At 41.9% G+C, this 24540-nt stretch carries 27 protein-coding genes; all 27 read left to right on the forward strand.

What is annotated here, in order from left to right; genetic code table 11:
- Positions 1-7 precede the first annotated feature (7 nt).
- The 27 genes from D7Y06_RS02780 to D7Y06_RS02910 all read left to right on the forward strand — a co-directional run bounded on the left by D7Y06_RS02780 (position 8) and on the right by D7Y06_RS02910 (position 24537).
- Positions 8-724, forward strand: coding sequence for a flagellar hook assembly protein FlgD (locus D7Y06_RS02780; RefSeq protein WP_120406310.1), 717 nt, complete (start codon positions 8-10; stop codon positions 722-724).
- Positions 725-741: 17 nt separating this feature from the next.
- The gene (locus D7Y06_RS02785) at positions 742-1140 is read left to right on the forward strand and encodes a TIGR02530 family flagellar biosynthesis protein (RefSeq protein ID WP_120406311.1); all 399 of its coding nucleotides are present in this window, start codon (positions 742-744) and stop codon (positions 1138-1140) included.
- 83 nt (positions 1141-1223) lie between these two features.
- Entirely contained in the window at positions 1224-3026 is a 1803-nt protein-coding gene (locus tag D7Y06_RS02790) for a flagellar hook-basal body complex protein (RefSeq protein WP_120406312.1), read from the forward strand.
- Between the two features lie 320 nt (positions 3027-3346).
- On the forward strand, positions 3347-4132 hold the full coding sequence (locus D7Y06_RS02795; protein ID WP_120406313.1) for a motility protein A: 786 nt from the start codon (positions 3347-3349) through the stop codon (positions 4130-4132).
- Positions 4132-4935, forward strand: a complete 804-nt coding sequence (locus D7Y06_RS02800) for an OmpA/MotB family protein (protein ID WP_120406314.1) — start codon at positions 4132-4134, stop codon at positions 4933-4935. The genes D7Y06_RS02795 and D7Y06_RS02800 overlap by 1 nt, the downstream gene beginning before the upstream one ends.
- Positions 4936-4961: 26 nt before the next feature.
- Positions 4962-5477 carry a flagellar basal body-associated FliL family protein gene (locus tag D7Y06_RS02805; RefSeq protein ID WP_120406315.1) on the forward strand — a complete coding sequence of 172 codons (516 nt, stop codon included), beginning with the start codon at positions 4962-4964 and terminating at the stop codon, positions 5475-5477.
- A 35-nt stretch (positions 5478-5512) separates the two neighbouring features.
- Positions 5513-6493 (forward strand): flagellar motor switch protein FliM, encoded by a 981-nt coding sequence (gene fliM, locus D7Y06_RS02810; RefSeq protein ID WP_120406316.1) that lies wholly within the window; start codon positions 5513-5515, stop codon positions 6491-6493.
- 3 nt (positions 6494-6496) lie between these two features.
- Positions 6497-7633, forward strand: a complete 1137-nt coding sequence (gene fliY, locus D7Y06_RS02815; protein WP_120406317.1) for a flagellar motor switch phosphatase FliY — start codon at positions 6497-6499, stop codon at positions 7631-7633.
- 24 nt (positions 7634-7657) lie between these two features.
- Positions 7658-8020, forward strand: coding sequence for a response regulator (locus D7Y06_RS02820; protein WP_120406318.1), 363 nt, complete (start codon positions 7658-7660; stop codon positions 8018-8020).
- A gap of 1 nt (position 8021) precedes the next feature.
- The gene (locus tag D7Y06_RS02825; protein WP_120406319.1) at positions 8022-8402 is read left to right on the forward strand and encodes a flagellar biosynthetic protein FliO; all 381 of its coding nucleotides are present in this window, start codon (positions 8022-8024) and stop codon (positions 8400-8402) included.
- A 13-nt stretch (positions 8403-8415) separates the two neighbouring features.
- Complete coding sequence (gene fliP, locus D7Y06_RS02830) at positions 8416-9330, forward strand: flagellar type III secretion system pore protein FliP (RefSeq protein ID WP_120406320.1); 915 nt, start codon at positions 8416-8418, stop codon at positions 9328-9330.
- A 12-nt stretch (positions 9331-9342) separates the two neighbouring features.
- Entirely contained in the window at positions 9343-9615 is a 273-nt protein-coding gene (gene fliQ / locus D7Y06_RS02835; RefSeq protein ID WP_120406321.1) for a flagellar biosynthesis protein FliQ, read from the forward strand.
- Between the two features lie 8 nt (positions 9616-9623).
- Positions 9624-10409 (forward strand): flagellar biosynthetic protein FliR, encoded by a 786-nt coding sequence (gene fliR, locus D7Y06_RS02840; RefSeq protein WP_120406322.1) that lies wholly within the window; start codon positions 9624-9626, stop codon positions 10407-10409.
- The gene (gene flhB / locus D7Y06_RS02845; RefSeq protein ID WP_243119047.1) at positions 10406-11533 is read left to right on the forward strand and encodes a flagellar biosynthesis protein FlhB; all 1128 of its coding nucleotides are present in this window, start codon (positions 10406-10408) and stop codon (positions 11531-11533) included. The genes fliR and flhB overlap by 4 nt, the downstream gene beginning before the upstream one ends.
- A gap of 17 nt (positions 11534-11550) precedes the next feature.
- Positions 11551-13584 carry a flagellar biosynthesis protein FlhA gene (gene flhA, locus D7Y06_RS02850; RefSeq protein ID WP_120406323.1) on the forward strand — a complete coding sequence of 678 codons (2034 nt, stop codon included), beginning with the start codon at positions 11551-11553 and terminating at the stop codon, positions 13582-13584.
- Entirely contained in the window at positions 13585-14889 is a 1305-nt protein-coding gene (gene flhF, locus D7Y06_RS02855; protein WP_120406324.1) for a flagellar biosynthesis protein FlhF, read from the forward strand.
- 3 nt (positions 14890-14892) lie between these two features.
- Entirely contained in the window at positions 14893-15771 is an 879-nt protein-coding gene (locus D7Y06_RS02860) for a MinD/ParA family protein (protein ID WP_120406325.1), read from the forward strand.
- Positions 15772-15806: 35 nt separating this feature from the next.
- Entirely contained in the window at positions 15807-16544 is a 738-nt protein-coding gene (locus tag D7Y06_RS02865) for a flagellar brake protein (protein ID WP_120406326.1), read from the forward strand.
- 60 nt (positions 16545-16604) lie between these two features.
- Entirely contained in the window at positions 16605-17666 is a 1062-nt protein-coding gene (gene cheB, locus D7Y06_RS02870) for a chemotaxis-specific protein-glutamate methyltransferase CheB (RefSeq protein ID WP_120406327.1), read from the forward strand.
- Between the two features lies 1 nt (position 17667).
- Positions 17668-19752, forward strand: coding sequence for a chemotaxis protein CheA (locus D7Y06_RS02875; protein WP_120406328.1), 2085 nt, complete (start codon positions 17668-17670; stop codon positions 19750-19752).
- 15 nt (positions 19753-19767) lie between these two features.
- The gene (locus D7Y06_RS02880; RefSeq protein WP_330566346.1) at positions 19768-20232 is read left to right on the forward strand and encodes a chemotaxis protein CheW; all 465 of its coding nucleotides are present in this window, start codon (positions 19768-19770) and stop codon (positions 20230-20232) included.
- Between the two features lie 27 nt (positions 20233-20259).
- Complete coding sequence (locus D7Y06_RS02885; RefSeq protein WP_120406329.1) at positions 20260-20880, forward strand: chemotaxis protein CheC; 621 nt, start codon at positions 20260-20262, stop codon at positions 20878-20880.
- 13 nt (positions 20881-20893) lie between these two features.
- Positions 20894-21379: a chemotaxis protein CheD gene (locus D7Y06_RS02890; RefSeq protein ID WP_120406330.1), complete on the forward strand. Its 486-nt coding sequence runs from the start codon at positions 20894-20896 to the stop codon at positions 21377-21379.
- Positions 21380-21408: 29 nt separating this feature from the next.
- Positions 21409-21756: a hypothetical protein gene (locus tag D7Y06_RS02895; RefSeq protein ID WP_120406331.1), complete on the forward strand. Its 348-nt coding sequence runs from the start codon at positions 21409-21411 to the stop codon at positions 21754-21756.
- Positions 21757-21814: 58 nt separating this feature from the next.
- Positions 21815-22579, forward strand: a complete 765-nt coding sequence (locus D7Y06_RS02900; protein WP_120406332.1) for a FliA/WhiG family RNA polymerase sigma factor — start codon at positions 21815-21817, stop codon at positions 22577-22579.
- A 14-nt stretch (positions 22580-22593) separates the two neighbouring features.
- A complete protein-coding gene (locus D7Y06_RS02905) occupies positions 22594-24192 on the forward strand; it encodes a DUF342 domain-containing protein (protein ID WP_158591197.1) in 1599 nt (532 codons plus the stop codon).
- Positions 24193-24216: 24 nt separating this feature from the next.
- Positions 24217-24537, forward strand: coding sequence for a hypothetical protein (locus tag D7Y06_RS02910; RefSeq protein WP_120406334.1), 321 nt, complete (start codon positions 24217-24219; stop codon positions 24535-24537).
- Positions 24538-24540 lie beyond the last annotated feature (3 nt).

The raw sequence follows: 24540 nt of genomic DNA on the forward strand, positions 1-24540 counted from the left end.
GAAATATATGGCATTAACAACGGTACCCATTGAAAATGGTAAAGTAAAGGAAACGGAAACTCCGGAAAAAAAGACGGATGCGGCCAGCAAAAGTAAATCCGGTTTGGACAAAGAAGCCTTTTTGCAGCTTTTAATTGCCCAGATGCAGTACCAGGATCCCTTAGAGCCAATGGACAATACAGAGTATATCGCCCAGCTTGCAACATTTTCACAGCTGGAGGCAACCCAGAACTTAGCCGACACTGTCAATAACGATTTTGCCAACAATCTTGTGGGCAAATATGTTATCTTAAATACAGATGTAGGTACGGTTCACGGGAAAGTGGATTACGTAATGTATGAAAACGGCAACATCCTTCTGGCGGTAAACGACGGGCTTTATTCCCTGGAAGATTTGGACACTGTGGCAAACGATACATATTACGAGGCTGTGGAGATGGCAAACCTCTTTTCAAGCCTTCTTGCAACAATGCCGGATCCAAAAGAGTTTACTTCTGGAAATATTCCAGATTTTGAAAAGATTAAAAAACTGCTGGAATCCATGAACATTTATCAGCAGAATTTTATTTCCGAGGCGGATGCAAAGAAGTATACGGAACTGCTGGCAGTTTATGAGAAAATAAAACCCCAGGAACCTTCCAAACCTTCTGAAGATGAGAAACCGGGAGAAGACGGAAGCGGAAGCACAGGCGGTACAACGGATGATGACTTAAAGGATGAATAGTCAGAGAGGTGAAGTATATGGATAAAATCAATAATCGGTTTACATCCATTGAGCAGGTTGCCAGCCAATATATGACGCCTGCAAGAAACAACAGGGAAACCTCGGGAGAAAAAAGCGCTTCCTTTCAGGACATTCTGTTAAAAAAGCAGGCGCAGGAAAGCGGGGAATTAAAATTTTCCAAACATGCTTCCCACCGCTTGGAGGAGAGAAATATCAGCCTGACAGAAGAGCAGAGCGAACGGCTGAAAAGCGGAGTCAAAAAGGCAGATGAAAAGGGCATTCAGGAATCTTTAGTGATGATGGATTCCCTGGCTTTTATCGTAAACATTCCCAATAAGACTGTTGTGACAGCAATGGATCAGAGGGAAACAGAAGAAAATGTATTTACAAATATTGACGGAGCTGTCATTATCTAACCGCCGGACCTTTGTGGAAGCGGAGGCTTTTGACTGACAGAGAGAGCAGGCAGCCCGTATTTAATTTTAGGAGGTCATTCATTATGATGAGATCATTGTTTTCTGCTGTGTCAGGACTTAAGACACATCAGACAAGGATGGACGTAATTGGTAACAACGTAGCAAATGTAAATACCGTGGCATTTAAATCGTCCGGGGTAACTTTTAGTGAGATTATGTATCAGACCATTTCCGGTGCTTCCGGGGCAAATGCGGCAACAGGCCGCGGCGGTGTCAACGCAAAACAGATTGGTCTTGGTGTAAGCACAGGATCCACAAAGACTAGGATTACTTTGCCAGGTGCCGCAGAGACAACGGGGGACGGTCTTGATGTGCGCCTTACAGATACCAGTACCTCTAACTTCTTTATTGTAAATAACGGTTCCAAAAACCTGTTTACAAGAGCTGGTTCTTTCTATGTAGACGGAGCGGGAAATCTCTGTATGACATCCACAGGTTACACCGTAATGGGATGGCAGGTAGACGAGACAACCGGGGAAATTAAAAAGGATCAGGTTTCCGCCTTAAAGGTAATGGAGGAGAAAAACCTTACCTCTGCGCCGGAGGCAACTACAAATGCCAGGGCAACAGGTGTTATGGATAAAGATGATTCGAATATTAAAAGTGACGACGGTTATGTAATGATGTTGAATTTCTTTGACGCATTGGGATACAGGTATACGGCAAAATTTGCAGTGAAAGTGACAAATCCTGATGAACAGCTTTACACCGTAGAACTTTCCGATATTTTGGATTCCAACAACCACTCTGTATTGGAGGACTATATCACTGAGTTTATAAACAGCGGCCAGGGAACCAGAAATGATGCCCTGACTACGATTTTCGGTCAGAATGCCCAGCTGGAAAAGAGTTATACTTCCTCAGACCCCAACTTAATCTACAACAACGGACAGTGGCAGTACCGTTATACCTCTTACGAGGGCGGAGCAAATAATGTTCCGGTACAGAGCACCTTACTGTCAAACAACATGGTGCAGAGCCCGGATAATCCATTTGTGTATGAAGTTACCTACACGGTGTATTCCGAGGAGGACCGAAGGAAGATTATGGCCGGGGATACCACAGTTACAGGAACCCAGGTGAAAAAAAGCATTGATCTTACAGAGACCTTTGGCGTTTCCCCAGACAGGTTAAATACAGTAACCACGGGATCTACAGGAAACTTTGTCATGGAGCCGGCATGGGATGCAAACAATCCTGACCAGAATTATGTGGTTCGCTTTGACTACACAGAGCCCACAGTAAACTACAATTTGAAATACAACCCGGATAACGGGGAATTTGTGTATGTGAATGCACAGGGCTCTAACAGTGTAACCCTTAACCTGGCAAATACACTGGGAACTAATTTTTCCAACATTGATATTGATTTCTCCCAGAGTAAATCATCAAACCAGGACAAAAAGACATCTCTCGGACTGGAGGCAGGGGCGATTGATAAGTCAACCGGTATAGGAAGGGCACTTGGCGCTATGATTAGCCTTGCCATAGACGGAAGCGGAAAAATTTGGGGTTCCTATGACAATGGAAACACAGAACTTTTGGGACAGATAGCAGTTGCCCAGTTTGCCAATGCTTCCGGTCTTGAAAAAGTGGGGGAGAACTGTTACGATACCACTTTAAACTCAGGAGATTTTGATGGAATCGGTGTGGATATTTCCGCAGACGGAAGCAAGATGACCAGCGGAGAGTTAGAGATGTCCAATGTGGATTTGTCCACAGAATTTACTTCCATGATTATCACCCAGAGAGGTTTCCAGTCTAACTCCAGGGTAATTACAACTTCCGACACATTGTTAGAGGAGTTGATCAACCTGAAACGTTAATATTGCATGAATATTAGCAATTTTTGCAAAAAAATGAAAAATTTTTTCATATATATGGTGCAGAACTATTTCAAAATACAACATAATGTGGTATAATACATGAAATGGCGGTGCATGGCTGCGCTCTGCAAAGTGTCAGACCATGCACCTTTTTCAGGAAATATAGTTCTAAAGTACTGTGTTTCGGAAAAAAATAGTGTTATTTTAAAAATATTTTGAGAAGTTTATAGACAAGAGTGTGAAAATTTAGTAAAATCAAATAAAAGGTTTTTTTAATGTGTTTTTACACGTTGATAAATGCAGAATGGTAGGTGAGAACATTGGATATTGCGTCATTAGTGGGAACAGTCCTGGGGCTTGTTATGTTGGTTTTCGGTATTCTATCCAACGGTGCTTCTATTCCGGGTTACATAGATACTCCATCCGTCATTATTACGATTGGTGGTTCTGTAGCAGGTACATTGGCTTCATATAAATTGCCGGATTTCCTTACCGGATTGAAAAGTGCATCAATGGTTTTTAAAGAACAGTCCATGGACCCCGGTGCAGTTATCACAAAAATTATTGATTTGGCCAATGTGGCCAGAAAAGAAGGTCTTCTCGCTTTAGAGGAAGCTTCAAATGATGTGGATGACCCCTTCCTAAAGAAAGGGATTATGCTGATTGTGGATGGTACAGACCCGGAGCTTGTCCGGGGAATTCTTGAAACGGAGCTGACATGTCTGGAAGACAGGCATAAGAAGATAATCGGTTTCTGGGAAAAATGGGCAGAATTAGGTCCTGCCTGGGGAATGATTGGTACACTGGTTGGTCTTGTAAACATGCTTAACAACATGGATGACCCTTCGGCTATCGGACCGGCTATGGCGGTTGCTTTGCTTACAACTTTGTATGGTTCTCTTGTTGCAAACTGGATATGTAATCCTTTTGCGGCAACTCTTAAAGATAACAATGACAGAGAGGTTATCGTAAAGGATGTTACGGTGGAAGGGCTCTTGTCCATTCAGGCAGGGGAAAACCCCCGTGTTATTGAGACAAAACTGAAATCCTTTATGGCACCTGCACTTAGAGACAGCATTGGTGAAGGCGGCGGAGGTGACGAATAGTGGCAAAAAAGAAACAGGAAGAGGCACCGAAAGGCTCACCGGCATGGATGGCGACCTTCAGTGATTTGATGAATCTGCTTTTATGCTTCTTCGTACTACTTTTCTCAATGTCAAGCGTTGATGCTGCTAAGTTTGAAATGGTTGTGGCATCCTTAAAGAGCAGTTTTAGCGTACTGCCGGCAGGAGGCTCTTCCATAGAAGCTGGACAGCTTATCTCCTCCGGGGTGAGCCAGTTGGAAAATTTCAGCGTATTCTTTGAACGGAGCGAGGCGACACAAAAACCGGATGAGCCGGGGGAAACAGAACCTCAGGAGGCTTTTGAGGAGGAAATGCTGGAAGAGATGGAAGAGATGGCTGAGGAAATTGCCAAACAGGTACAGCAGAATGGTATCCAGAACCAGGTGGAAGTGGATTTTAATGCCCAGTATGTACTCCTTACTTTAAATGGTGCATTGTTATTTGACTCCGGTGTGGGTGAGATCCGTGAGGACGCACTTCCTCTGATTGATAAAATAGGGGCTATTCTGTCAAATTATGACAGCAATATTATAGAGATTGAAGGACATACGGACAATGTGCCTATTTCCAATGACCGGTTTCCTAATAACAATGTCCTCTCCATGTTCCGTGCCCTAAGCGTGGCGGATTATATCAGAGAGACTACCCAGCTGGATCCGGCTCTGATAAAATCCTCGGGAAGAGGGGAATATGTTCCGGTTGCCGATAATACAATACCAGAGGGAAGAGCGAGAAACCGAAGAGTAGAGATTAAGATTTATAATTCTTACGCTTCTCAGCAATAGATGACAGAATAAGGAAGGGAAAGACGATGAAAAAAAATCTTATTACAGTGATGGTTTTGGCACTGGTTTTGGTAAATTTGGTGCTGACAGCTCTTTTGACCATTACGATAGTACCTCAGACGAAGAAAGCAAATGAGTTGATTACCCAGGTATGCAGTGCCATTAATCTGGAACTGCAGAGCGGCTCTGTTACATCGGATGCCAGCGCTGTTCCTATTGATAAACTTGCCACCTACAGCATCGTTGACAGCATGACGATTAACTTTAAGGACGGCGGGGATGGGGTTGCCCATCTGGTAGTGCTGACAGCCGCTATTTCCATGAATACAGAAGCGGAAGGTTATGCAGAATATGGAGAGACGCTTGGGGAGCGGGAGACTCTTATTAAAGATACACTCAATACTGTGATAGGCAGTTACACATATGAGGAATTTAAAGCAGACACCCAGGGAGTGCGGAATACAATTGTAGAGGAATTGCAAAAGTTATTCGGTTCCAATTTCATTGTAAGCGTCAGCTTCCCGACAATGACATATCAATAGGTCAGGTTAAAACATTAGGCAGGTGGTGAAAATTCATGGGTGAGGTATTGTCCCAGGACGAAATTGACAGTTTGCTCTCGGCGCTGAGTCAGGGTGAATTGGATGTTGATGAAATGAAAGATGCTCCTGAGAAGCAGATAAAGGATTATGATTTTGCAAGGCCTTCCAAGTTTTCAAAGGAACATTTGAGAACGTTGGAGATTATATTTGAACATTACGGAAGATTGATTTCTACCAACCTTCCAGTGTATTTAAGGAAGAGTGTTCAAGTGGAAGTGATGAACTCTGAGGCGGTTACATACCAGGAGTTTTCCAATGCATTATCCAATCCGGTTTTGCTTGGAGTGGTGAATATGGAGCCTCTGGATGGCAGTATTATTTTGGAGGTGGCTTCGAATCTGGGATATTCCATTGTTGACCGTATGCTTGGAGGCGTGGGGCAGCCCTTGGATAAACCCAGGGAATTTTCGGAAATTGAGTTGCTTATCATTGAACGAATTATGACGGTTTGCGTTGAACTTTTGTCGGAACCGTGGCATAATGTAGTGGAAATTCATCCACGATTGGAACGTATTGAGACAAATTCCCAGTTTGCACAGTTTATTTCTCCCAATGAGATGATTGCAATTGTGACGATAAACATGCGCCTGGGAGAGGTGGAAGGACTTATGAATGTCTGTCTTCCATTTATTACATTAGAGCCTGTTATGGATAAACTGAATACAAAATTCTGGTATTCTAATATTAAGAAGACAGATGAAGAGGAGTATACGGAAGCTATCGAAAGTTTGATTTCCAGAACTTCCGTACCGGTGAAAGCGTATTTGGGGAGAAGTACAGTCTCAATCAAAGATTTCAGTTCTTTACAGATGGGGGATATAATCCGTTTGGATTCCAAAGTAGATCAGGAACTTGATGTTTATGTGGGAAATATCCGCAAATTTACTGCGCTGCCAGGGGCTTCTGGCAATCAGTATGCAGTAAGAATTACATCAGTAATCAGAGAGGAGCAGTAAACAATGGATGGAATGTTATCGCAGGAAGAAATAAATGCCCTGCTGAACGAACCCACTGGTTCAGGAGCGGACAGTGAGGAGCAGCTTTCTGATACCGAAAAAGATGCCATTGGGGAAGTTGCTAACATCAGTATGGGCACGGCAGCGACTACGCTGTTTTCGCTGGTAAACAGAAAGGTTGACATATCAACGCCTGTGGTTTCTTTTGCCACATGGGATGATGTGGTTTCGGCATATGAAAGACCCTGCGTTTTTATACGGATTGCCTATACCGTAGGTTTGGACGGCAGCAATCTTTTGGTACTTAAAGAAAACGATGTGAAGGTCATCACCGATTTAATGATGGGCGGGGATGGAACAAACACGAATGATGAATTGGGAGAACTTCATCTCTCAGCTATCAGTGAAGCTATGAATCAGATGATGGGGTCGGCAGCCACCTCCCTCTCATCTATGTTAAATAAAATGATTGACATTAGTCCCCCGGAGGCAGATCTTATCGATTTGGCAGAGACTGTGGACGGAAGGGATATTGACCAGTTCCTTGCAGGGGAGTTTGTTAAAATATCTTTCCGGATGGTGATCGGGGATTTGGTGGACAGTCAGATTATGCAGCTATATCCGTTTTCCTTTGCCAGAGAAATGTGTTCCAGCATTTCTAAGAATATGGAGCAGGATGCCGCGGAAAGCGTTTCCTTAAGTAATAACCAAAGCAGTGATACAGGAGCTGCCACTCAGCAGGCGGCAGCACCGGGACAGGAGCAGACTATGACAGCACAACCTATGATGGGACAGCCAGCAATGGGGCAGCCCATGATGGCACCGCAACCCATGATGCAGCAGCCGGTAAATGTACAGCCGGCACAGTTTCAAGCATTTGCCCCTGGGGCAGGTCCTATGATGCAGCCAGAGAATATTGATTTGATTATGGATGTGCCTTTGGATGTAACAGTGGAGTTAGGCAGGACAAGTAAATCAATCCAGGAAATCTTAGATTTCTCACCTGGAACGATTATTGAGTTAAATAAAATTGCAGGTGAACCGATTGATGTACTTGTAAATGGCAAGTATGTAGCCAAAGGTGAAGTCGTTGTAATCGAGGAAAGCTTTGGTGTAAGAATTACAGAAATTATTAAATAAGTAATAAGAATAGGAGAGTAAACTATGGCAAAGAATATTTTAATTTGTGATGATGCAGCATTTATGCGGATGATGATTAAAGACATTTTAACCAAAAATGGCTATAATATTGCTGGAGAAGCTGAAAATGGTGCAAAAGCAGTGGAAAAGTACAATGAGACAAAACCGGATCTGGTTTTGATGGACATTACCATGCCGGAAATGGATGGAATTCAGGCATTAAAGAAAATCAAAGAGGGTGACCCCAATGCATGCGTAATTATGTGTTCCGCAATGGGCCAGCAGGCAATGGTTATTGAGGCGATTCAGTCAGGTGCAAAAGATTTTATCGTGAAACCTTTCCAGGCAGAAAGAGTATTGGAAGCGGTGAAAAAAGTAGTAGGTTAGTATGGTAAAAGTAGCAGTGCAGGCATCCCGCCTGAATAATCTGGCAGAGATATTAAGTCTTCTCCTGATTTTAGTATTTGTATTAAGTCTCACATATTTTGTTACCAGGTGGGTTGCAGTCTATCAGAAGGGACAGGTAAAGGGGCGTAATCTTCAAGTAGTAGAAACCTTGAGGATTACAAATAATAAATTTATACAGATTGTGAAGGCAGGCGATGAGTATTTAGTGATTGCCATCGGAAAAGATGAAGTGCATCTGCTTACCAGGCTTACGAAAGAACAGTTGGAAAAACTGCCGGCAAGTGATACAGACAGGGAGCTTTCTGTGGGTAATTTTAAAGATGTGTTAGAAAAGATGAAAGAACATTTGCCGAAAAAGTAGACTAGGATGAATTATGAAGAAATTTAAAAAGTCATATTGCAGGTTTTCTGTAGCTTTCGCAGTATTTGTGATTGCCATTACAATTATGTTTGCAAGGGCGCAGGACAATGTCTATGCAACTGCGGCAAACGATGGTACAGCAGTTATTGATGAGAACCAAAGAGACGGAAGTACTACAGATAGTATTACACCAGAAGATGAACAGCGTGTAGGAAATTTTAATGTGTCACAAGGAGGAGATGTAGAAAGCGCTACTTCGGACAGCACAAACGGGCTGACATTTATTTATAATAATGAAGAAGGAACGCTTTCCGGTTCCATCCGTATTTTGTTGGTATTGACAGTGATTGCTTTGGCACCGTCCATCTTAATGATGCTCACGTCTTTTACCAGGATTATTATTGTGTTACATTTTCTCCGGGCTGCTATTGGTACTCAGACAGCGCCGCCAAACCAAGTTTTAATCGGATTGGCATTGTTTTTGACATTTTTTATTATGCAGCCTGTATTTACAGATATTAATGAAAATGCAATACAGCCTTTTGAGGCAGGCACGATTACCCAGGAGGAAGCAATCGAAATCGGAGGCAGGCCTCTGCGGGAGTTTATGTTTGAACTGACTCAAACAAAAGATATGGATATGTTCATTGAGATTTCCGGAAATACTTACGAGACTTACCAGGAAGTTCCGTTTACGATTCTGATTCCCAGTTTTATTATCAGTGAACTTCGCAGTGCATTCATTATTGGATTTTTAATCTATGTTCCTTTTATTGTTATTGATATGGTAGTGGCATCTGTTCTTATGTCAATGGGTATGATGATGCTTCCGCCTACAACGATTTCACTTCCATTTAAGATTTTGTTATTTATTTTAGCAGACGGATGGAATCTTGTGATTAAGTCTGTAGTTGAAACATTCTATTAATGGGGGTAAAAAATGATTACAGATGGAGACGTAATTTCTATTGCAAGGGATGCAATATATACGATTATTATAACGTCAGCTCCATTACTGCTGATATCCCTTATTGTAGGGTTGATTATCAGTATTTTTCAGACGGTGACTTCCATTCAGGAACAGACCCTTACTTTTGTACCTAAGATTTTGGCGGTATTTTTGGCCATTATGCTGCTGGGTTCCTGGATGATGACAGAAATGTCAGATTTTATGACACGCTTATGGACGGACTTTAGTTTATACTTAAGCTAGGATAAATTATGGTTGATTATAGCTTTTCCTTACTTACATTTGAATATTTTTTGTTGATTTTGGTCCGCATATCCTGTTTTGTGTACATTGCCCCTTTTTTTGGAATGTCAAATACCCCGGGGAGATTAAAAATTGGCTTGTCATTTTTTGTTTCTCTGATTTTGTATCAGATTCTTCCAAAAGAAGAACTTGCGTATACGGGGATTGTGGGTTATTCCATTATCGTTATAAAAGAAGGAATTACAGGATTGCTGATTGGTTTTGGGGCAAACATTTGTAATTCCATTATTTTATTGGCAGGTAATTTAATCGATATCAATATAGGATTTGCCATGGCCACCGAGTATAATCCCCAGATGAGAACTCAGGCCAGTGTGTCTGCAAATATGTACAACTACCTAATTTTGCTTTTACTTGTAGTGACGAATATGCATCATTACATTTTAAGGGCTGTTGCAGATTCCTACCAGTTGATTCCGGTGAATGGACAAGTATTCCAGTGGGATTCTCTCATGCAGGGAATGGTTACTTATATGGTGGATTCCTTTGTGATTGCTTTTCGGGTTATTCTGCCTGTTTTTGCATGTATTATGATTTTAAACTGTATCCTTGGAATTATGGCAAAAGTTTCCCCCCAGATGAATATGTTTGCAGTGGGTATGCAGTTAAAGGTTCTGTGCGGCCTGGTGATTATGTTTCTTACCATTGGGTTGTTGACAAATGCGTCAGATTTTATTTTTGATGAGATGAAGAGGATGATAGTTTTTATGGTTAAAGGGATGTATGAAAGTTGAAAGAGTACAGTAGTATTTGGATTTCTTACAATTTGCAGTTTTTTGCAAAAGATGGTCCCGGCGGGGAAAAGACAGAGGAGCCCACGTCTAAAAAGCTGAATGATGCAAGAAAAGACGGCAAAGTGGCAAAGAGCAAGGAACTTACCGCTGCCTTTGAGTTGATTACCCTGTTTCTGGTGTTGAAAATTTTTACCTCATTTATTTATAATGGGTTTTTGACTTCTTTTCAATTTGTTTATACCAGAATTCCGGAATTTCTGGAGAGCAATGCAAAAGAGATGTCTTCTTTTGCTATGAGTTCTTTTCTATTTACAATTATTGTGGAATCCTTTAAAATAGTATTGCCCTTTTTTGTATTCGGATTTACGATCTGTTTTCTGGCAAATGTTTTGCAGTTTGGTTTTAAAGCTACATCCAAGCCTCTTCAGCCGAAACCGGATAAGTTTAATCCTATCAATGGGTTTAAGCGTATTCTTTCCAAAGAATCTTTCTTTGAATTGATTAAATCTATTGCAAAATTAGGAGTAATTGCCTATGTGGCGTACATATCGGTACGGAAAAATTCCGATGAGTTATTTGTTTTATATGATATCCCCTTGATGCAGGCTATTATTCTCTGCGGACAGGTTATCGTAGATGCAGGTTTGAAAATTGCTTTGGTCTACCTGATTGTGGGGATTGCAGATTTTATCTATCAGAAACATAAGTTCCACGAAGAGATGAAAATGACAAAACAGGAAGTCAAAGATGAATATAAAAATACAGAAGGAAATCCCGAAATTAAAGGAAGGCAGCGCCAGAGGATGCGGGAGGCATCAAGAAGGCGTATGATGCAGGATGTTCCCACTGCAGATGTGGTTATCACAAACCCTACCCATCTGGCTGTTGCATTGAAATATGATGCGGAAATTTCCAAAGCACCTATTGTGGTGGCAAAGGGAGAGGATTTCCTTGCTATGAAAATCAGGGAAGCAGCCAAGGAGCATCACATAGAGATTGTAGAAAATAAACCTTTGGCCCGAATGCTTTACGCTAATGTGGATATCGGGCAGGAGATTCCGCCGGAACTCTATCAGGCGGTGGCAGAAGTCCTTGCCATGGTTTATAATCTAAAGAATACTTAGAAGGAGGAGAATGAAGGATGAAAAAAGCAGACGTTGGTGTGGCTTTATATTTGCTTTGTGCAGTCATATTTTTCATTGTACCGATTCCTTCCATTTTGTTGGATTGCATGTTGGCAATCAATATTTCCATAGCGTTGATTGTATTGTTTAATGCACTTTTTGTCCAGGAAGTTTTGGACATGTCATTTTTTCCCACACTGCTGTTGTTTACAACATTGTTTCGTATTTCTTTAAATGTTTCTTCCACCCGTTTGATTTTAACTACCGGTGACCCGGGAAATGTGGTTCGGACATTCGGGGGATTTGTAGGCGGCGGTGATTTGATTATCGGAGCTATTGTATTCATTATCCTGATTATTATACAGTTTGTGGTTATCAATAAAGGTTCCGAGAGGGTTGCAGAGGTTACTGCACGTTTTACTTTGGACGCTATGCCAGGTAAACAGATGGCAATTGATGCGGATTTAAATACGGGCACCATAACAGAGAAAGAGGCAAGGATCCGCCGTGAAAAAATCCAGATGGAATCAAATTTCTTCGGGGCTATGGACGGTGCCACAAAGTATGTAAAAGGAGATGCCACCGCAGGCCTTATCATTACCTTTGTAAACTTAATCGGCGGTACTGTCATGGGCGTTCTGCGCCAGGGACTCCCCTTTGCAGAGGCAATCCAGTCTTTCGGCGTGCTTACCATCGGTGACGGCCTTAGCAGCCAGATCCCTTCCCTGTTGATTTCCATGGCTACAGGTATTTTGATTACCAAGGCGTCCAAGGAGGCAGATTTTGGCACTGTTTTGGTAAAACAGCTTTTCGGCATTCCCAAAGTGCTCTACATAGCAGGAGGGACGTTAGCCTTTCTCGGCGTTGCAACTCCATTAAATATCGTGTTGTTTGTCAGTCTTGGAACCGCTTTTATTATAACAGGAAAAAATGTGGATAAAAATATAAATATTGAGCAGATTGAAGATGAGGTAAATATGGAGGAGACGGAGGCGGAAGAAATCAGAAAACCGGAAAATGTGGTTTCCCTTCTCCAGGTGGATCCTATCGAATTGGAGTTTGGTTACGGAATTATCCCTCTGGCGGATGTGAACCAAGGCGGGGATTTGCTGGACAGGGTAGTTATGATTCGAAGGCAGATAGCCTTGGAGCTTGGTACTGTAGTCCCTATTATAAGGCTTCGGGACAACATTCAATTAAACCCCAACCAGTATATAATTAAGATTAAGGGGATACAAATTACCGAGGGCGAAATTCTCTTTGACCACTATATGGCAATGAATCCGGGATTTGTGGAGGAGGAGATTACAGGTATTCCTACTTTTGAGCCCTCTTTCCACCTTCCGGCTATCTGGATTACGGAAGGACAGAGGGAGCGTGCGGAGAGCCTGGGTTATACCGTGGTGGATCCGCCTTCCATTATTGCAACCCATTTGACGGAAGTCATCCGTACCCATATAGACGAACTCCTGACAAGGCAGGATGTACAGAATCTTGTGGACAATTTAAAAGAGAGCAATCCCGTTTTGGTGGAGGAACTTGTACCAAAGCTTTTGGGGCTTGGGGAAGTCCAGAAGGTATTGCAGAATCTTTTGCGTGAGGGCATTTCTATCCGTGACCTCTTAAGTATCTTTGAGACTTTGGCAGACCATGCCCAGACCACCAGAGATACGGATGTGCTCACAGAATACGTGAGACAAAACTTAAAACGTGCAATTTCCAGCAAATATTTTGTTCCCAATGAGGTGACAAGTGTAATCACTTTGGACCCCAAGACAGAGCAGGATATTATGGCTTCTGTAAAGCAGACAGAGCAGGGGGCTTATCTAACCCTTGACCCGGAGAGAACCAGGGCGATTATTTCTTCTCTGGAAAATGAAGTGGCGAAATTGGAAAATTTAGGGAAGAATGCAGTTGTTGTGACTTCTCCTATTGTGAGAATGTATTTTAAGAAACTTACATCGGATTATTTCCCGGAGTTAATTGTTATATCTTATAATGAAGTGGAATCCAATGTAGAATTACAGTCGGTTGGGATGGTGACAGGTTAAATGACAATCAAAAAATTTCAAGGAAAAACAAAAGAGGAAGCGATTGAAAAAGCAAAAGCGGAATTAGGTGAAAATGCAGTTGTCATGAACATTAAGGAGATAAAGCCAAAGGGAGTATTTCAGAGCTTAAAAAAATCTACCTATGAGGTGACGGCGGCAATGGAAGAAAAAGAAAATTATGTGGATTCAGGCCTTGCATTGAAAAATGCCCAGAAAATGCATGAGACAATTAATATGACAGCGGATGAGCCCATTAAAATACCTTTGGTAAAGGAAGAGCCCATGGATCAGGCAAAGGCAGAGCAGAGTGCCATTGAGTTTTTAAAGCGCAATGCGGAACTTTTGAAAAATGAGTCTTCACAGAAAACCACGGATGATTCAGAGAGAACAGAGAGAATTGAAGAAAAACTGGAAAATCTTCAGAGTATCCTGGAAAAACAGTACAGTGAAAATCAGGAGAAGGCAAAGGAAGAACAGGAGTTTATGAAAGCCGCAGGTTCCAAGAAGAATGAGAACCTGGCATTTATCAAGGTTTTGTATGAGACATTGATTGACAATGAGGTAAATGAAAAATATGTAAACCAGATAATGGACGAATTGGAAAAAGTCAATTGGAATGGCAACAGTGTGGACTATATTTTGTCCAATGTGTATCAGAAAATGATTTTAAAATTCGGTACGCCCCACGGCATTGATTTGTCGGGAAAGAAACCCAAAATTCTCTTTTTTGTGGGGCCCACAGGGGTAGGAAAAACAACTACCATTGCAAAAGTGGCGTCGAAGCTTAAGGTGGAACAGGGAAAAAAGGTAGCATTTTTGACGGCGGATACCTATCGTATTGCAGCTGCGGAACAGCTTAGGACTTATGCAAATATTTTGGATACCCCTTTAAACATTATCTATTCTCCGGAAGAGTTAAACCAGGCGGTGGAGAAACTGGAAGACTTTGATGTGATTTTAGTGGATACCGCAGGTTTTTCCCACAAAAATGTGGAGCAGAAGGAGGATATCAGAAGGCTGATTAAAAGCGTTGATGTCAAGTATGACAGCGAAGTTTACCTGGTGTTAAGCGCTACCACCAAGTATAAAGATTTGATAGAGATATCCGATGTCTACAAAGAGATATCCAATTATAAAATAATATTTACAAAACTGGACGAGACAACAACTTACGGCAGCATTTTAAATATTAAGTTATATTCTAATGCTGAAGTTTCCTATATTACCAACGGGCAGAATGTCCCGGATGATATTGAGGTTTTTAATTCACAAAAGATTGTGAAACGGTTGCTAGGAGGAAGGTAACCTATGGATCAGGCACAACAGCTTAGGAATGTGATTAAGCAGAAAAATCAGGAATCACCGCCGGAGCATGCAAGGGTCATTACCATTACCAGTGGAAAAGGCGGGGTTGGAAAATCCACGGTGGCGGTAAATATGGCGGTGTGGCTCCGGAAAATAGGAAAAAGGGTCCTGATTTTTGATGCGGACTTGGGATTGGCAAACGTGGAAGTCATGTTTGGTGCTGTCCCACAATATAATCTAAGTGATTTAATCTATAAAGGAAAAAATATAAAAGAGATTATTTCCCAGGGGCCCATGGAGATAGGATTTATTTCTGGGGGGTCCGGTATTGCAGGGTTAAGCAATCTGACGAAAGACCAGATTGTATATCTGGTACATTCCCTGGCGGAATTAAATGAGATGGCGGATGTGATTATCATTGACACAGGGGCTGGAATATCTGACAGCGTGTTGGAATTTGTGCTGGCGAGTCCTGAGATTATGTTAATCAGCACCCCGGAGCCCAGCTCTCTCACAGATTCCTATTCCCTGCTTAAGGCACTGTACCGCAATCCCACTTTTAGCAAAGACAAGGCGAGAATTAATATTGTGGCCAACAAAGTCAATACCATAGAAGAGGGGGACGCAGTTTTTTCAAAATTAAATTCAGTTGTGTCGCAGTTTTTAAACGGAAATCTGAATTTCCTGGGGATGATACCCCAGGATCAGGAGCTTGAAAATGCCATCCGCAGTCAGAAAATTGTTTCACTGGAGAGATTAAAAGCATCCTCTTCCCAGGCTTTTCGGATTCTAACCGATAATTTTCTGAATGAAAAAAATGAACAAATTGTGATACATAGGGGGATTACCCAATTATTTATTAACTTTTTATCCAGAAAGTAGTATAATTAGTATAATAATGAAATGAGGCAATTCAGATGATTACAGATATTATTCATTTGGGAGACAAAGTGGATTTTTGCCTGGTACAACAGATGGCGCAGGAACAAAAGACAGGAGTTTCCCCCAAGATATATAAGAGCCAGGTTAATGATATCGGCGATAATGGCGATATTGAAATTACTATGCCTATAGAAAACGGGAAAGTGCGTCTTTTACCTTTAGGTGTGCGGTATGAGTTTGTCTTTTATGCAAAGACAGGGCTTTATCACTGTATTGGGCAGATAAAAGAGCGCTGTAAAAAAGATAATATCTACGTTCTTGTAGTAGAACTCCACTCTCAGATGGAAAAATTTCAGAGAAGACAATATTACCGTTATCCCTGTTTAATTGACGCTGAGTTTTATCCCATCACAGAGGAGGACGCAGAAAAGAATTCCACAGAAGATATACTGAATCAGCTGAGGGACGACCAATTCTATGAAAAAAAGAAATTTTGCAAAGTTGTGGATGTCAGCGGCGGAGGAGTACGCATTATCGCAGAAGAAAAATTGCAGGTGGGAAGTTTTCTTCTGCTGATATTAAAACTTACCAATGAGGTGATGGACACACAGCACTATATCATGGGGCATGTACTTACTTCGGAAGTTCTAAAAGGGTATACAGACAAATTTGAGATAAGGATTCAGTTTATCTTTAAAGATAATAAGATAAGAGAAGAAATTATCAAATATATATTTGAGGAAGAGAGAAAAGACAGAAACAGTGAATTATAAAGTGTTTTTTTCATGTTTTACCTGCATATGTGTAATGCATATATGGGAAAGGAAGTTCTTATGAAGAAAAATATTTTGGTTGTCGATGACTCTGCACTCATGAGAAGGGTGATTTGTGATATAATTAACTCAGATAGTACATTTCAGGTGACAGATGTTTGTAAAGACGGACTGGAAGCATATGAAAAATTAAAGACAACACAATATGATGCGGTATTTCTTGATATTAATATGCCCAGAATGGATGGACTGGAAGTACTTAGAAGACTTCAGAGTGAAAAGATCAAAACAACTGTTATTATGATCAGCACTCTGGCTATAAGGGATGCGGATATTGTCATACGCGCCATGGAATTGGGAGCGGTGGATTTTATCACCAAGCCAACCAATATCATAGAGGCCAAAGGAGAGGTTTTCCGGACAAAGATACTGGATACTTTAGCTGCAGTGCTAAAGACACAGCGTCCGGTAAAAACTGTAGTGCAGCCTGTCAGACCGGCAGTGCCTAAAAAGCCCAATAAGAAATCTTCTGCGGTGAAAGGGGAAAAGCTGATTGCTTTAGCCTGTTCCACCGGGGGCCCGAAAGCATTACAGCAAGTGATACCTTTTCTTCCCAAGGAATTGGATGCCCCTGTGGTTTTGGTACAGCACATGCCCATGGGATTTACCAGGTCTATGGCAGAGCGTTTGAACGAAATCAGCAAGGTGTCTGTAAAAGAGGCGGAGGAAGGCGAGATTTTACAGAAAGGATGTGTCTATGTTGCCCCGGGAGACAAACATATTGAGGTTGCCAAAATGGCGGACGGCAAACATAAGATTACATTCAACGACATGCCGGCAATCGGAGGCTTAAAACCTTGTGCCAACATAATGTATGATTCTTTGACAAAGACAGGATATGATGAAATCGTCTGCGTGGTTCTCACAGGTATGGGGGCAGACGGTACCAGCGGAATCCTTTCTTTGGAAAAAAGGAAATCTATTTATGTGATTTCCCAGGATGCAAAGAGTTGTGTGGTATATGGCATGCCGAAGGCGGTTTATGATGCCGGCGTTGTAGATGAAGTGGTTCCTTTGACAGAAGTTGCAGCGACAATTACCAAGAGAGTGGGGGTACATTAAGATGGATGTAAGTCAATATCTTGAGATTTTTATTGATGAGACCAATGAACATTTGCAGAATTTAAGTGACTGCATTATGGTTCTGGAAAAGGAGCCGGATAACAAAGACACGATAAATGAGATTTTTCGTGCAGCACACTCCTTAAAAGGAATGGCTGGTACCATGGGCTTTAAGCGTATGCAACATCTGACCCATGATATGGAAAACGTGTTCCAGGAAGTACGCAGTGATAAGATTTCTGTCAACAGCAGAATGATTGATTTGTTATTTGAATGTTTGGATGCTCTGGATAAATATTTGGAGAATGTAAAAGAAACTTCAAATGAGGGTACGGAGGACAATGAAGCGATTATTAAAGAGCTGAATGACTTTATTGCCCAGGCATCCGGGGAAGCGTCTGCTCCGGCACCGGAACCTGCCAAGGAAGAAAAGTCCGATACTGCAAAGGATGAGGACGAAAGGGAAAAGAAGTTCTTGAAAGTGGAACTGGATGAGGTGGAGAAGACGGCAATCAAAAGCGCAGAGGATTCAGGAACCAGGGTTTACGGTTTTACAGTGTATATCCACCAGGATTGTCTCTTAAAAGCAGCACGGGCTTTCCTTGTCTTTAAGGCGGTGGAAGAGTTTGGCGAGATTATCATTTACCGTCCCAGTTCCAGGGATATTGAGGATGAGAAGTTTGAGTTAGATTTTACATTTTTCCTGGCTTCCTCAGAGGATCTGGAAAAAATTATACCGGGCACTTTGGCTGTGTCAGAGATAGATGCGGTCTTAGCTGAGGAAGTGAAATTTGCTGATTTCAATAAAAAGGAGGAGACATCTGTCTCAGCGGAAGCTGCTCCGGCGCCAAAGGAACAGGAACCGGCGAAGAAGGCTGCACCTGCCGCAGCAAATGCAGGGAAGAAACAGGCGGCCAATAAACCTGTGACCAGCCGTACCGTCCGTGTGGATATTGAAAAATTAGATGCGTTGATGAACCAGGTCAGTGAGTTGATTATTGCAAAGAACAGTCTTGTTTCCATCAGTGCAACAGAGGGTGGAAATTTTGAGAGCCAGCTCTTCCATGAGCAGATAGAATATTTGGAGAGAATTACCACCAGCCTTCACGAGTCTGTTATGAAAGTGCGAATGGTTCCCATTGAGAGTGTGGTAAATAAGTTCCCGCGTATGATCCGTGACTTGTCCAGGAAATTGAACAAGAGCATGGAACTTTACATGAGCGGTGAAGATACAGAATTAGACCGTACGGTAGTCGACCAGATTGGGGACCCTCTGCAGCATTTGCTCCGAAATTCTGCGGACCATGGCTTGGAGAGTTCTGAAACCCGTATCCAGAGAGGAAAACCGGCAAAAGGCTCCATTTACTTAAACGCTTTTCAGGAAGGAAATAACGTTATTATTGAAGTCAGCGATGACGGTAACGGAATTGATACGGATGCGGTGAGGGAAAAAGCTATTGAAAGAGGGGTTATCACACCGGATCAGGCCGATGGAATGAGTCAGAAGGAGATTATCAATCTTTTGTTTATGCCAAGTTTTTCTATGGCAAAAAAGATTACGGATATCTCCGGCCGCGGCGTTGGACTGGATGTGGTGCGCTCTAATATTGAAGCTTTAGGCGGCGACGTAGAAGTTTCCAGTAAGTTAGGCGAAGGCTCTAAGTTTACCGTAAGACTGCCATTGACCCTGGCAATTATCCAGGCATTGATGGTGGAAATCAGGGACGAGAAATATGCCATTGCCCTTGGAAGCATCCAAAATATTGAAGATATTCCTGTAAACGAGATTCGTTTTGTGGAGGCAAAAGAGGTTATCCATTTAAGAGGGATTGTAATTCCAATTATCCGTCTTGACAAAATCCTTGAGATGGAGCCTTTGGAGAAAGAGCCGGAAAGCCTTACTGTGGTAGTGGTGAAAAAAGGCGACAACTATGCAGGTCTTGTGGTAGATAATCTTATAGGACAGCAGGAAATCGTAATTAAATCCCTGGGCAAATTTATCAAAGCCAATAAGATTATCAGCGGTGCAACGATTCTTGGTGACGGTGAAATGGCATTGATTTTAGATGTCAATACGTTGTTTTAAAGGAGGGTACCCAAGATGATGAATGGAATAGAGATTTCTGGGAAATCTACAAAACAGTACATAGTGGTGAAAATAGGAAGTGAGCAGTACGGCCTTGACATCAGCTACATAGACAATATTGTGCGTATGCAGACAATTACAAGGGTACCTAAAGTTCAGACCTATTTTAAGGGGATTATCAATTTGAGGGGGGAAGTTGTGCCTGTGATGAGTATCCGTCTGAAAATGCTTTTGGCAGATGATCAGTTTACAGACGCTTCCCGTATTATTATTCTGAAAATTGAGGAACAGGGAACCATTGGAATTATTGTGGATGAAGTCAAGGAAGTTGTGGAACTGGCAATGGATGATATTGACCGCCCTGCTCAGAAATCCAAGCTTGACAAAAACAGTTTTATCTTTGGTGTTGGAAAGCATGGCGATGAACTTATTTCTCTGTTTGACATCAGTGCTGTTGTTGATGAGCCGGATAATGCTTAAATACAAAGCAGAGTGGAGGAGGAACGGATGGGTAAATTTAGTTTAGAAGATGTTAACAATATGTATGTTGATGTCTTAAGGGAAATTGGAAATATCGGAGCCGGTAATGCAACTACGGCTATTGCGTCCATGTTGGGGCTAAGAATAGATATGAATGTTCCAAAAGTTGAGCTCATGGACGCTTCAAAACTTGGCTCAGCAATTTGTCCGGAAGATGAGATTATCGTAGGGATTTTTTTGGAGGTACAGACGGATATCGAGGGCAGCATGATGTTTCTTTTGAAGATGGGATCTGCCCAGTATCTGGTGAACAAACTGATGATGCGTGATGCGGATTACAAAGCGGAATTTGATGAGATGGATCTTTCTGCATTAAAGGAAATCGGCAATATTATTGCAGCATCTTATCTGTCTGCCCTTTCTGGTATGACACGTTTGACCATTACACCTTCCATTCCCTATATTGCGGTGGATATGGCGGCATCCATCTTAAGTGTGCCGGCGATTCAGTTTGGTCAGTTTGGAGATAATGCGCTTTTGATAGAGACGGAATTTGGCGATGATGTAATGATTGATGGTTATTTTATATTGATGCCGGAGCAGGATTCCTATGATAAGATACTTACGGCACTTGGTCTTTCAATGTAAGGAGAGCGGATGTATGAGTCAGGTTATAAGAGTAGGTATGGCAGATTTGAATGTTTGTAAATCACCGGATACTATCATAACATTGGGACTTGGTTCCTGTATTGGACTGACCTTTTATGATCCAGTGAGCAAAATAGGCGGAATGGTGCACTATATGCTGCCGGACAGTACACAGATGAGGAATAACAGTAATATTGCAAAATTTGCAGATACGGGGATAGATGAGTTATTAAAACGGGTCATAAGAGCAGGTGCCAACCGGAATTGTCTTGTTGCAAAGATAGCCGGAGGCGCAAAAATGTTTGAAGTTAGCGGTGTTTCCAATGTGGGAAATATTGGAGAGAGAAATGCGATTGCTGCCAAACAAAAATTAAAACAGCTTAGAATACGGCTGGTAGCGGAGGATACAGGGCTTAATTATGGGCGCACGGTAGAGTTACACTGTGACACAGGGGAATTTTATATAAAATCCGTGGGCAAACCGTTAAAAATTATCTAATAAGCCTCTGTATTGATGGAGGAATAGAAATGAATACGAAACCAATACCGGCACTTTTGGCTTTGATTGCAGGATTTGTCACATGTATTATGTCTTTTGTACAGCATGTAGACATTGTAGTATTTGCAAAGCGGTTTGTAATCGTATGTGTGATATTTTTTATTATCGGCATGATTGCAAGAATTTTGATAGAGGTAAATTTTAAAGATATACTGCACCCATTGCCGGAGGAAGAGGCGGTGAACGAGGATTCAATAGAAAATATTGAGTCCATGGAAGCGTCTGAGGAAGAGACAGAGAGCTTTAGGGAAGAATCCATGGATGAAGATTCAGAGGACGCTTCAGAAGATGATTCAGAAGAATCCGAGGATGAATAGCATTGGCAGAAATGAGCAAAACTGTGTAGAAACAGTTTTCAGATGATGGGGGCTTTAAATGAAGACAACAGACAAAGAAAAGTTATGGGAATCCTATCAGAAGAATCCTTCACCTGAAATTCGAGAACAGATTATCTTAGAGTATGCACCTCTTGTAAGGGTAGTGGCGGGAAGGCTGAGCATGTATCTTGGTTATAATGTGGAGTATGATGACCTGGTGGGATACGGCATATTTGGTCTTATTGATGCTATTGACAAATTTGACGCAGCAAAAGATGTAAAGTTTGAGACATATGCAAGTCTCAGAATCCGGGGTTCTATCCTGGACCAGATTCGCAAAATGGACTGGATTCCCAGGACAGTGAGACAGAAACAAAAAAAATTAGATGAAGCGATTAAGCGTGTGGAAATGCGGACAGGCAAAAATGCCAGCGATGAGGACATAGCAAAGGAAATCGGAATTTCAGACGCAGAGCTGACAAATTGGCAGTCCCAACTGAAAATAACGAACATTGTCTCGTTAAACGAATATGTGGAACAGGGCAGTGAGCCGGTTATGGATGCAAAGCACAATACTCATTTTGCCCAGCCGGAAGAACAAATCCAGGAAAATGAACTGAAGGAAGTACTGAAATCAACACTAGAACTTCTGACAGAGAAAGAAAGAAAAGTAATTGAATTGTATTATTATGAAGAGTTGACCTTAAAAGAAATCAGCAAGGTTCTTGATGTTTCTGAATCAAGAGTTTCACAGCTGCATACGAAAGCACTAATGAAAATGCGGAAAAAAATGGGAAGTTATATGGACATTCTTGTGGACTGATGGGGGAAATGTACATGGATAATAAGAATAGTTATTTTAAGCCAATGAAAAGAGATGGGAATATTTATTTAAAATTTTTCCCTGCGCAGGAGGGCGGTAAACGGCTGGATTTAAGGGATGTTCAAAATTATTTGAACATGCAGGGATATCCAGATACCGATGTGGTTTCCTTGAATAAGGGAATTATCGCCGAGGCTCCTGAGGAAGTTTATATTGGAAGCGATTTGGGAAATCCTTTTGATGAATCTGTGATGTTGTCTGTTTCCTTGGACAGTATGCTGGTATGGTGCAAATTTTATCCCGGCGCTGACGGGACAAGGGCCATTACACAGGATGGGATAATGGATGCTTTAACCCATGAAAAAGTTATCTACGGTATGGACGAAGAAATGATTGCCCAGCTGGTTAAAGAACATGAATATTGCACAGAATATCTTATTGCAAAGGGAACTCCGCCCAGTTTGGGAAAAGATGCCAAAATTGAGTATTATTTTTCTACGAAACAGAGTCTAAAGCCGAAACACAATGATGATGGCTCCGTTAATTATCACGAACTGGATATTATCAGCAGAGTGGAAAAAGACCAGATGATTGCAAAACTCATTCCTGCAGTCCCGGGAGAACCTGGTACTGATGTAATGGGCGGGGAGTTAAAGCCCAGGGATGTACAGCAGTTAAAACTTTCCTTTTCCAATAATATCCGTATTTCCGAGGACGGGACAGAGCTCTATTCGGAAGTGACAGGCCATGCATCTTTGGTCAATGGAAAAGTATTTGTCTCCGGTGTGTACGAAGTTCCCGCAGATGTAGATAATTCTATAGGGGACATTAATTACCCTGGAAATGTTTCCGTAAAAGGAAATGTTAAGAGCGGCTTTATGATTAAGGCGGAAGGAGACATCATTGTAGACGGTGTTGTAGAAGGCGCACAGTTATATGCCGGCGGACAGATTATTGTGCAGAGAGGTATCCACGGCATGGGAAAAGGCCTTTTAAACGCAAGGGGAAATATTGTCATTAAATTTATAGAAGGGGCAACCGTAAGGTCAGGTGGATACATTGACACGGAATCCATTATCCAGAGCCGTGTTTCCGCTAATTCAGAGATAACGGTAAACGGCGGAAAAGGATTTATTATGGGAGGAATGGTTCGGGCAGGCTCCAAGATAACAGCAAAGTCCATCGGTTCAAATATGGGCACTGCAACCATGGTGGAAGTGGGAGTGGAACCGGAAAAATTAGAGCGCTTTGCCGATTTACAAAGGAATGCCAAAGAAATCAGCCAGAAGATTGAAAAGATTCGTCCGGTTTTGGTGACATACACGGAAAAGATGAATTCAAGAGTTCAGCTCTCCCCGGAGCAGATAGAGTTCGTAAAAAAACAGGTAATGGCATTAAAGACTCTCCAGAGCCAGTTAGCGCCTATCAATGAGGAAATCAACACGCTCCGGATGGAATTTGTAAGTGCAAACCGGGCAAAGGTTATGATTCAGAACATGATTTATCCCGGTGTCACTATTAAAATTTCAGAATTGTCTATGACAACGAAAGATACCAGACATTACTGCCAGTTTGTCAAAGACAATGGAGAGATTAAGGCCGTAAATCTGTAAGAGACAGAATCGAGGTTGATAATTATGTCAGTTGGACCAGTTACAATTCATGGTGTCATCCAGAGGGCGAACGATGTGGGAGCGGTTAAGCATCAGGAAGACTCAAAACCTATGGTAGATCAGCAGAATATTCAGGCTCATATGAAAAATGAGCAGATGAAACATCTGAAACAAGTTCGCCATGCGGATGATTCAGAAAATCATAAAAAGAAATATGACGCAAAAGAAAAAGGAAATAATGAATACCAGGGCCAGGGACAACAGAAAAAAAAGAAACGATCCAATGAAAAGGATGGGTCAGTCGTCTTAAAAGCAGGGAACAGCCATTTTGATATGAAAATTTAGAGG

Origin of the sequence: Roseburia sp. 1XD42-69 (genome assembly GCF_003612565.1) — a bacterium.
Lineage (GTDB): Bacteria > Bacillota > Clostridia > Lachnospirales > Lachnospiraceae > Roseburia_B.

What these genes read in the sequence shown, in the direction of transcription:
- D7Y06_RS02780 (WP_120406310.1), top strand. Translation starts at nt 8, where the DNA reads ATGGCATTAACAACGGTACCCATTGAAAATGGTAAAGTAAAGGAAACG.
- D7Y06_RS02785 (WP_120406311.1), top strand. Translation starts at nt 742, where the DNA reads ATGGATAAAATCAATAATCGGTTTACATCCATTGAGCAGGTTGCCAGC.
- D7Y06_RS02790 (WP_120406312.1), top strand. Translation starts at nt 1,224, where the DNA reads ATGATGAGATCATTGTTTTCTGCTGTGTCAGGACTTAAGACACATCAG.
- D7Y06_RS02805 (WP_120406315.1), top strand. Translation starts at nt 4,962, where the DNA reads ATGAAAAAAAATCTTATTACAGTGATGGTTTTGGCACTGGTTTTGGTA.
- fliM (WP_120406316.1), top strand. Translation starts at nt 5,513, where the DNA reads ATGGGTGAGGTATTGTCCCAGGACGAAATTGACAGTTTGCTCTCGGCG.
- fliY (WP_120406317.1), top strand. Translation starts at nt 6,497, where the DNA reads ATGGATGGAATGTTATCGCAGGAAGAAATAAATGCCCTGCTGAACGAA.
- D7Y06_RS02820 (WP_120406318.1), top strand. Translation starts at nt 7,658, where the DNA reads ATGGCAAAGAATATTTTAATTTGTGATGATGCAGCATTTATGCGGATG.
- D7Y06_RS02825 (WP_120406319.1), top strand. Translation starts at nt 8,022, where the DNA reads ATGGTAAAAGTAGCAGTGCAGGCATCCCGCCTGAATAATCTGGCAGAG.
- fliP (WP_120406320.1), top strand. Translation starts at nt 8,416, where the DNA reads ATGAAGAAATTTAAAAAGTCATATTGCAGGTTTTCTGTAGCTTTCGCA.
- fliQ (WP_120406321.1), top strand. Translation starts at nt 9,343, where the DNA reads ATGATTACAGATGGAGACGTAATTTCTATTGCAAGGGATGCAATATAT.
- fliR (WP_120406322.1), top strand. Translation starts at nt 9,624, where the DNA reads ATGGTTGATTATAGCTTTTCCTTACTTACATTTGAATATTTTTTGTTG.
- flhA (WP_120406323.1), top strand. Translation starts at nt 11,551, where the DNA reads ATGAAAAAAGCAGACGTTGGTGTGGCTTTATATTTGCTTTGTGCAGTC.
- flhF (WP_120406324.1), top strand. Translation starts at nt 13,585, where the DNA reads ATGACAATCAAAAAATTTCAAGGAAAAACAAAAGAGGAAGCGATTGAA.
- D7Y06_RS02860 (WP_120406325.1), top strand. Translation starts at nt 14,893, where the DNA reads ATGGATCAGGCACAACAGCTTAGGAATGTGATTAAGCAGAAAAATCAG.
- D7Y06_RS02865 (WP_120406326.1), top strand. Translation starts at nt 15,807, where the DNA reads ATGATTACAGATATTATTCATTTGGGAGACAAAGTGGATTTTTGCCTG.
- cheB (WP_120406327.1), top strand. Translation starts at nt 16,605, where the DNA reads ATGAAGAAAAATATTTTGGTTGTCGATGACTCTGCACTCATGAGAAGG.
- D7Y06_RS02875 (WP_120406328.1), top strand. Translation starts at nt 17,668, where the DNA reads ATGGATGTAAGTCAATATCTTGAGATTTTTATTGATGAGACCAATGAA.
- D7Y06_RS02880 (WP_330566346.1), top strand. Translation starts at nt 19,768, where the DNA reads ATGATGAATGGAATAGAGATTTCTGGGAAATCTACAAAACAGTACATA.
- D7Y06_RS02885 (WP_120406329.1), top strand. Translation starts at nt 20,260, where the DNA reads ATGGGTAAATTTAGTTTAGAAGATGTTAACAATATGTATGTTGATGTC.
- D7Y06_RS02890 (WP_120406330.1), top strand. Translation starts at nt 20,894, where the DNA reads ATGAGTCAGGTTATAAGAGTAGGTATGGCAGATTTGAATGTTTGTAAA.
- D7Y06_RS02895 (WP_120406331.1), top strand. Translation starts at nt 21,409, where the DNA reads ATGAATACGAAACCAATACCGGCACTTTTGGCTTTGATTGCAGGATTT.
- D7Y06_RS02900 (WP_120406332.1), top strand. Translation starts at nt 21,815, where the DNA reads ATGAAGACAACAGACAAAGAAAAGTTATGGGAATCCTATCAGAAGAAT.
- D7Y06_RS02905 (WP_158591197.1), top strand. Translation starts at nt 22,594, where the DNA reads ATGGATAATAAGAATAGTTATTTTAAGCCAATGAAAAGAGATGGGAAT.
- D7Y06_RS02910 (WP_120406334.1), top strand. Translation starts at nt 24,217, where the DNA reads ATGTCAGTTGGACCAGTTACAATTCATGGTGTCATCCAGAGGGCGAAC.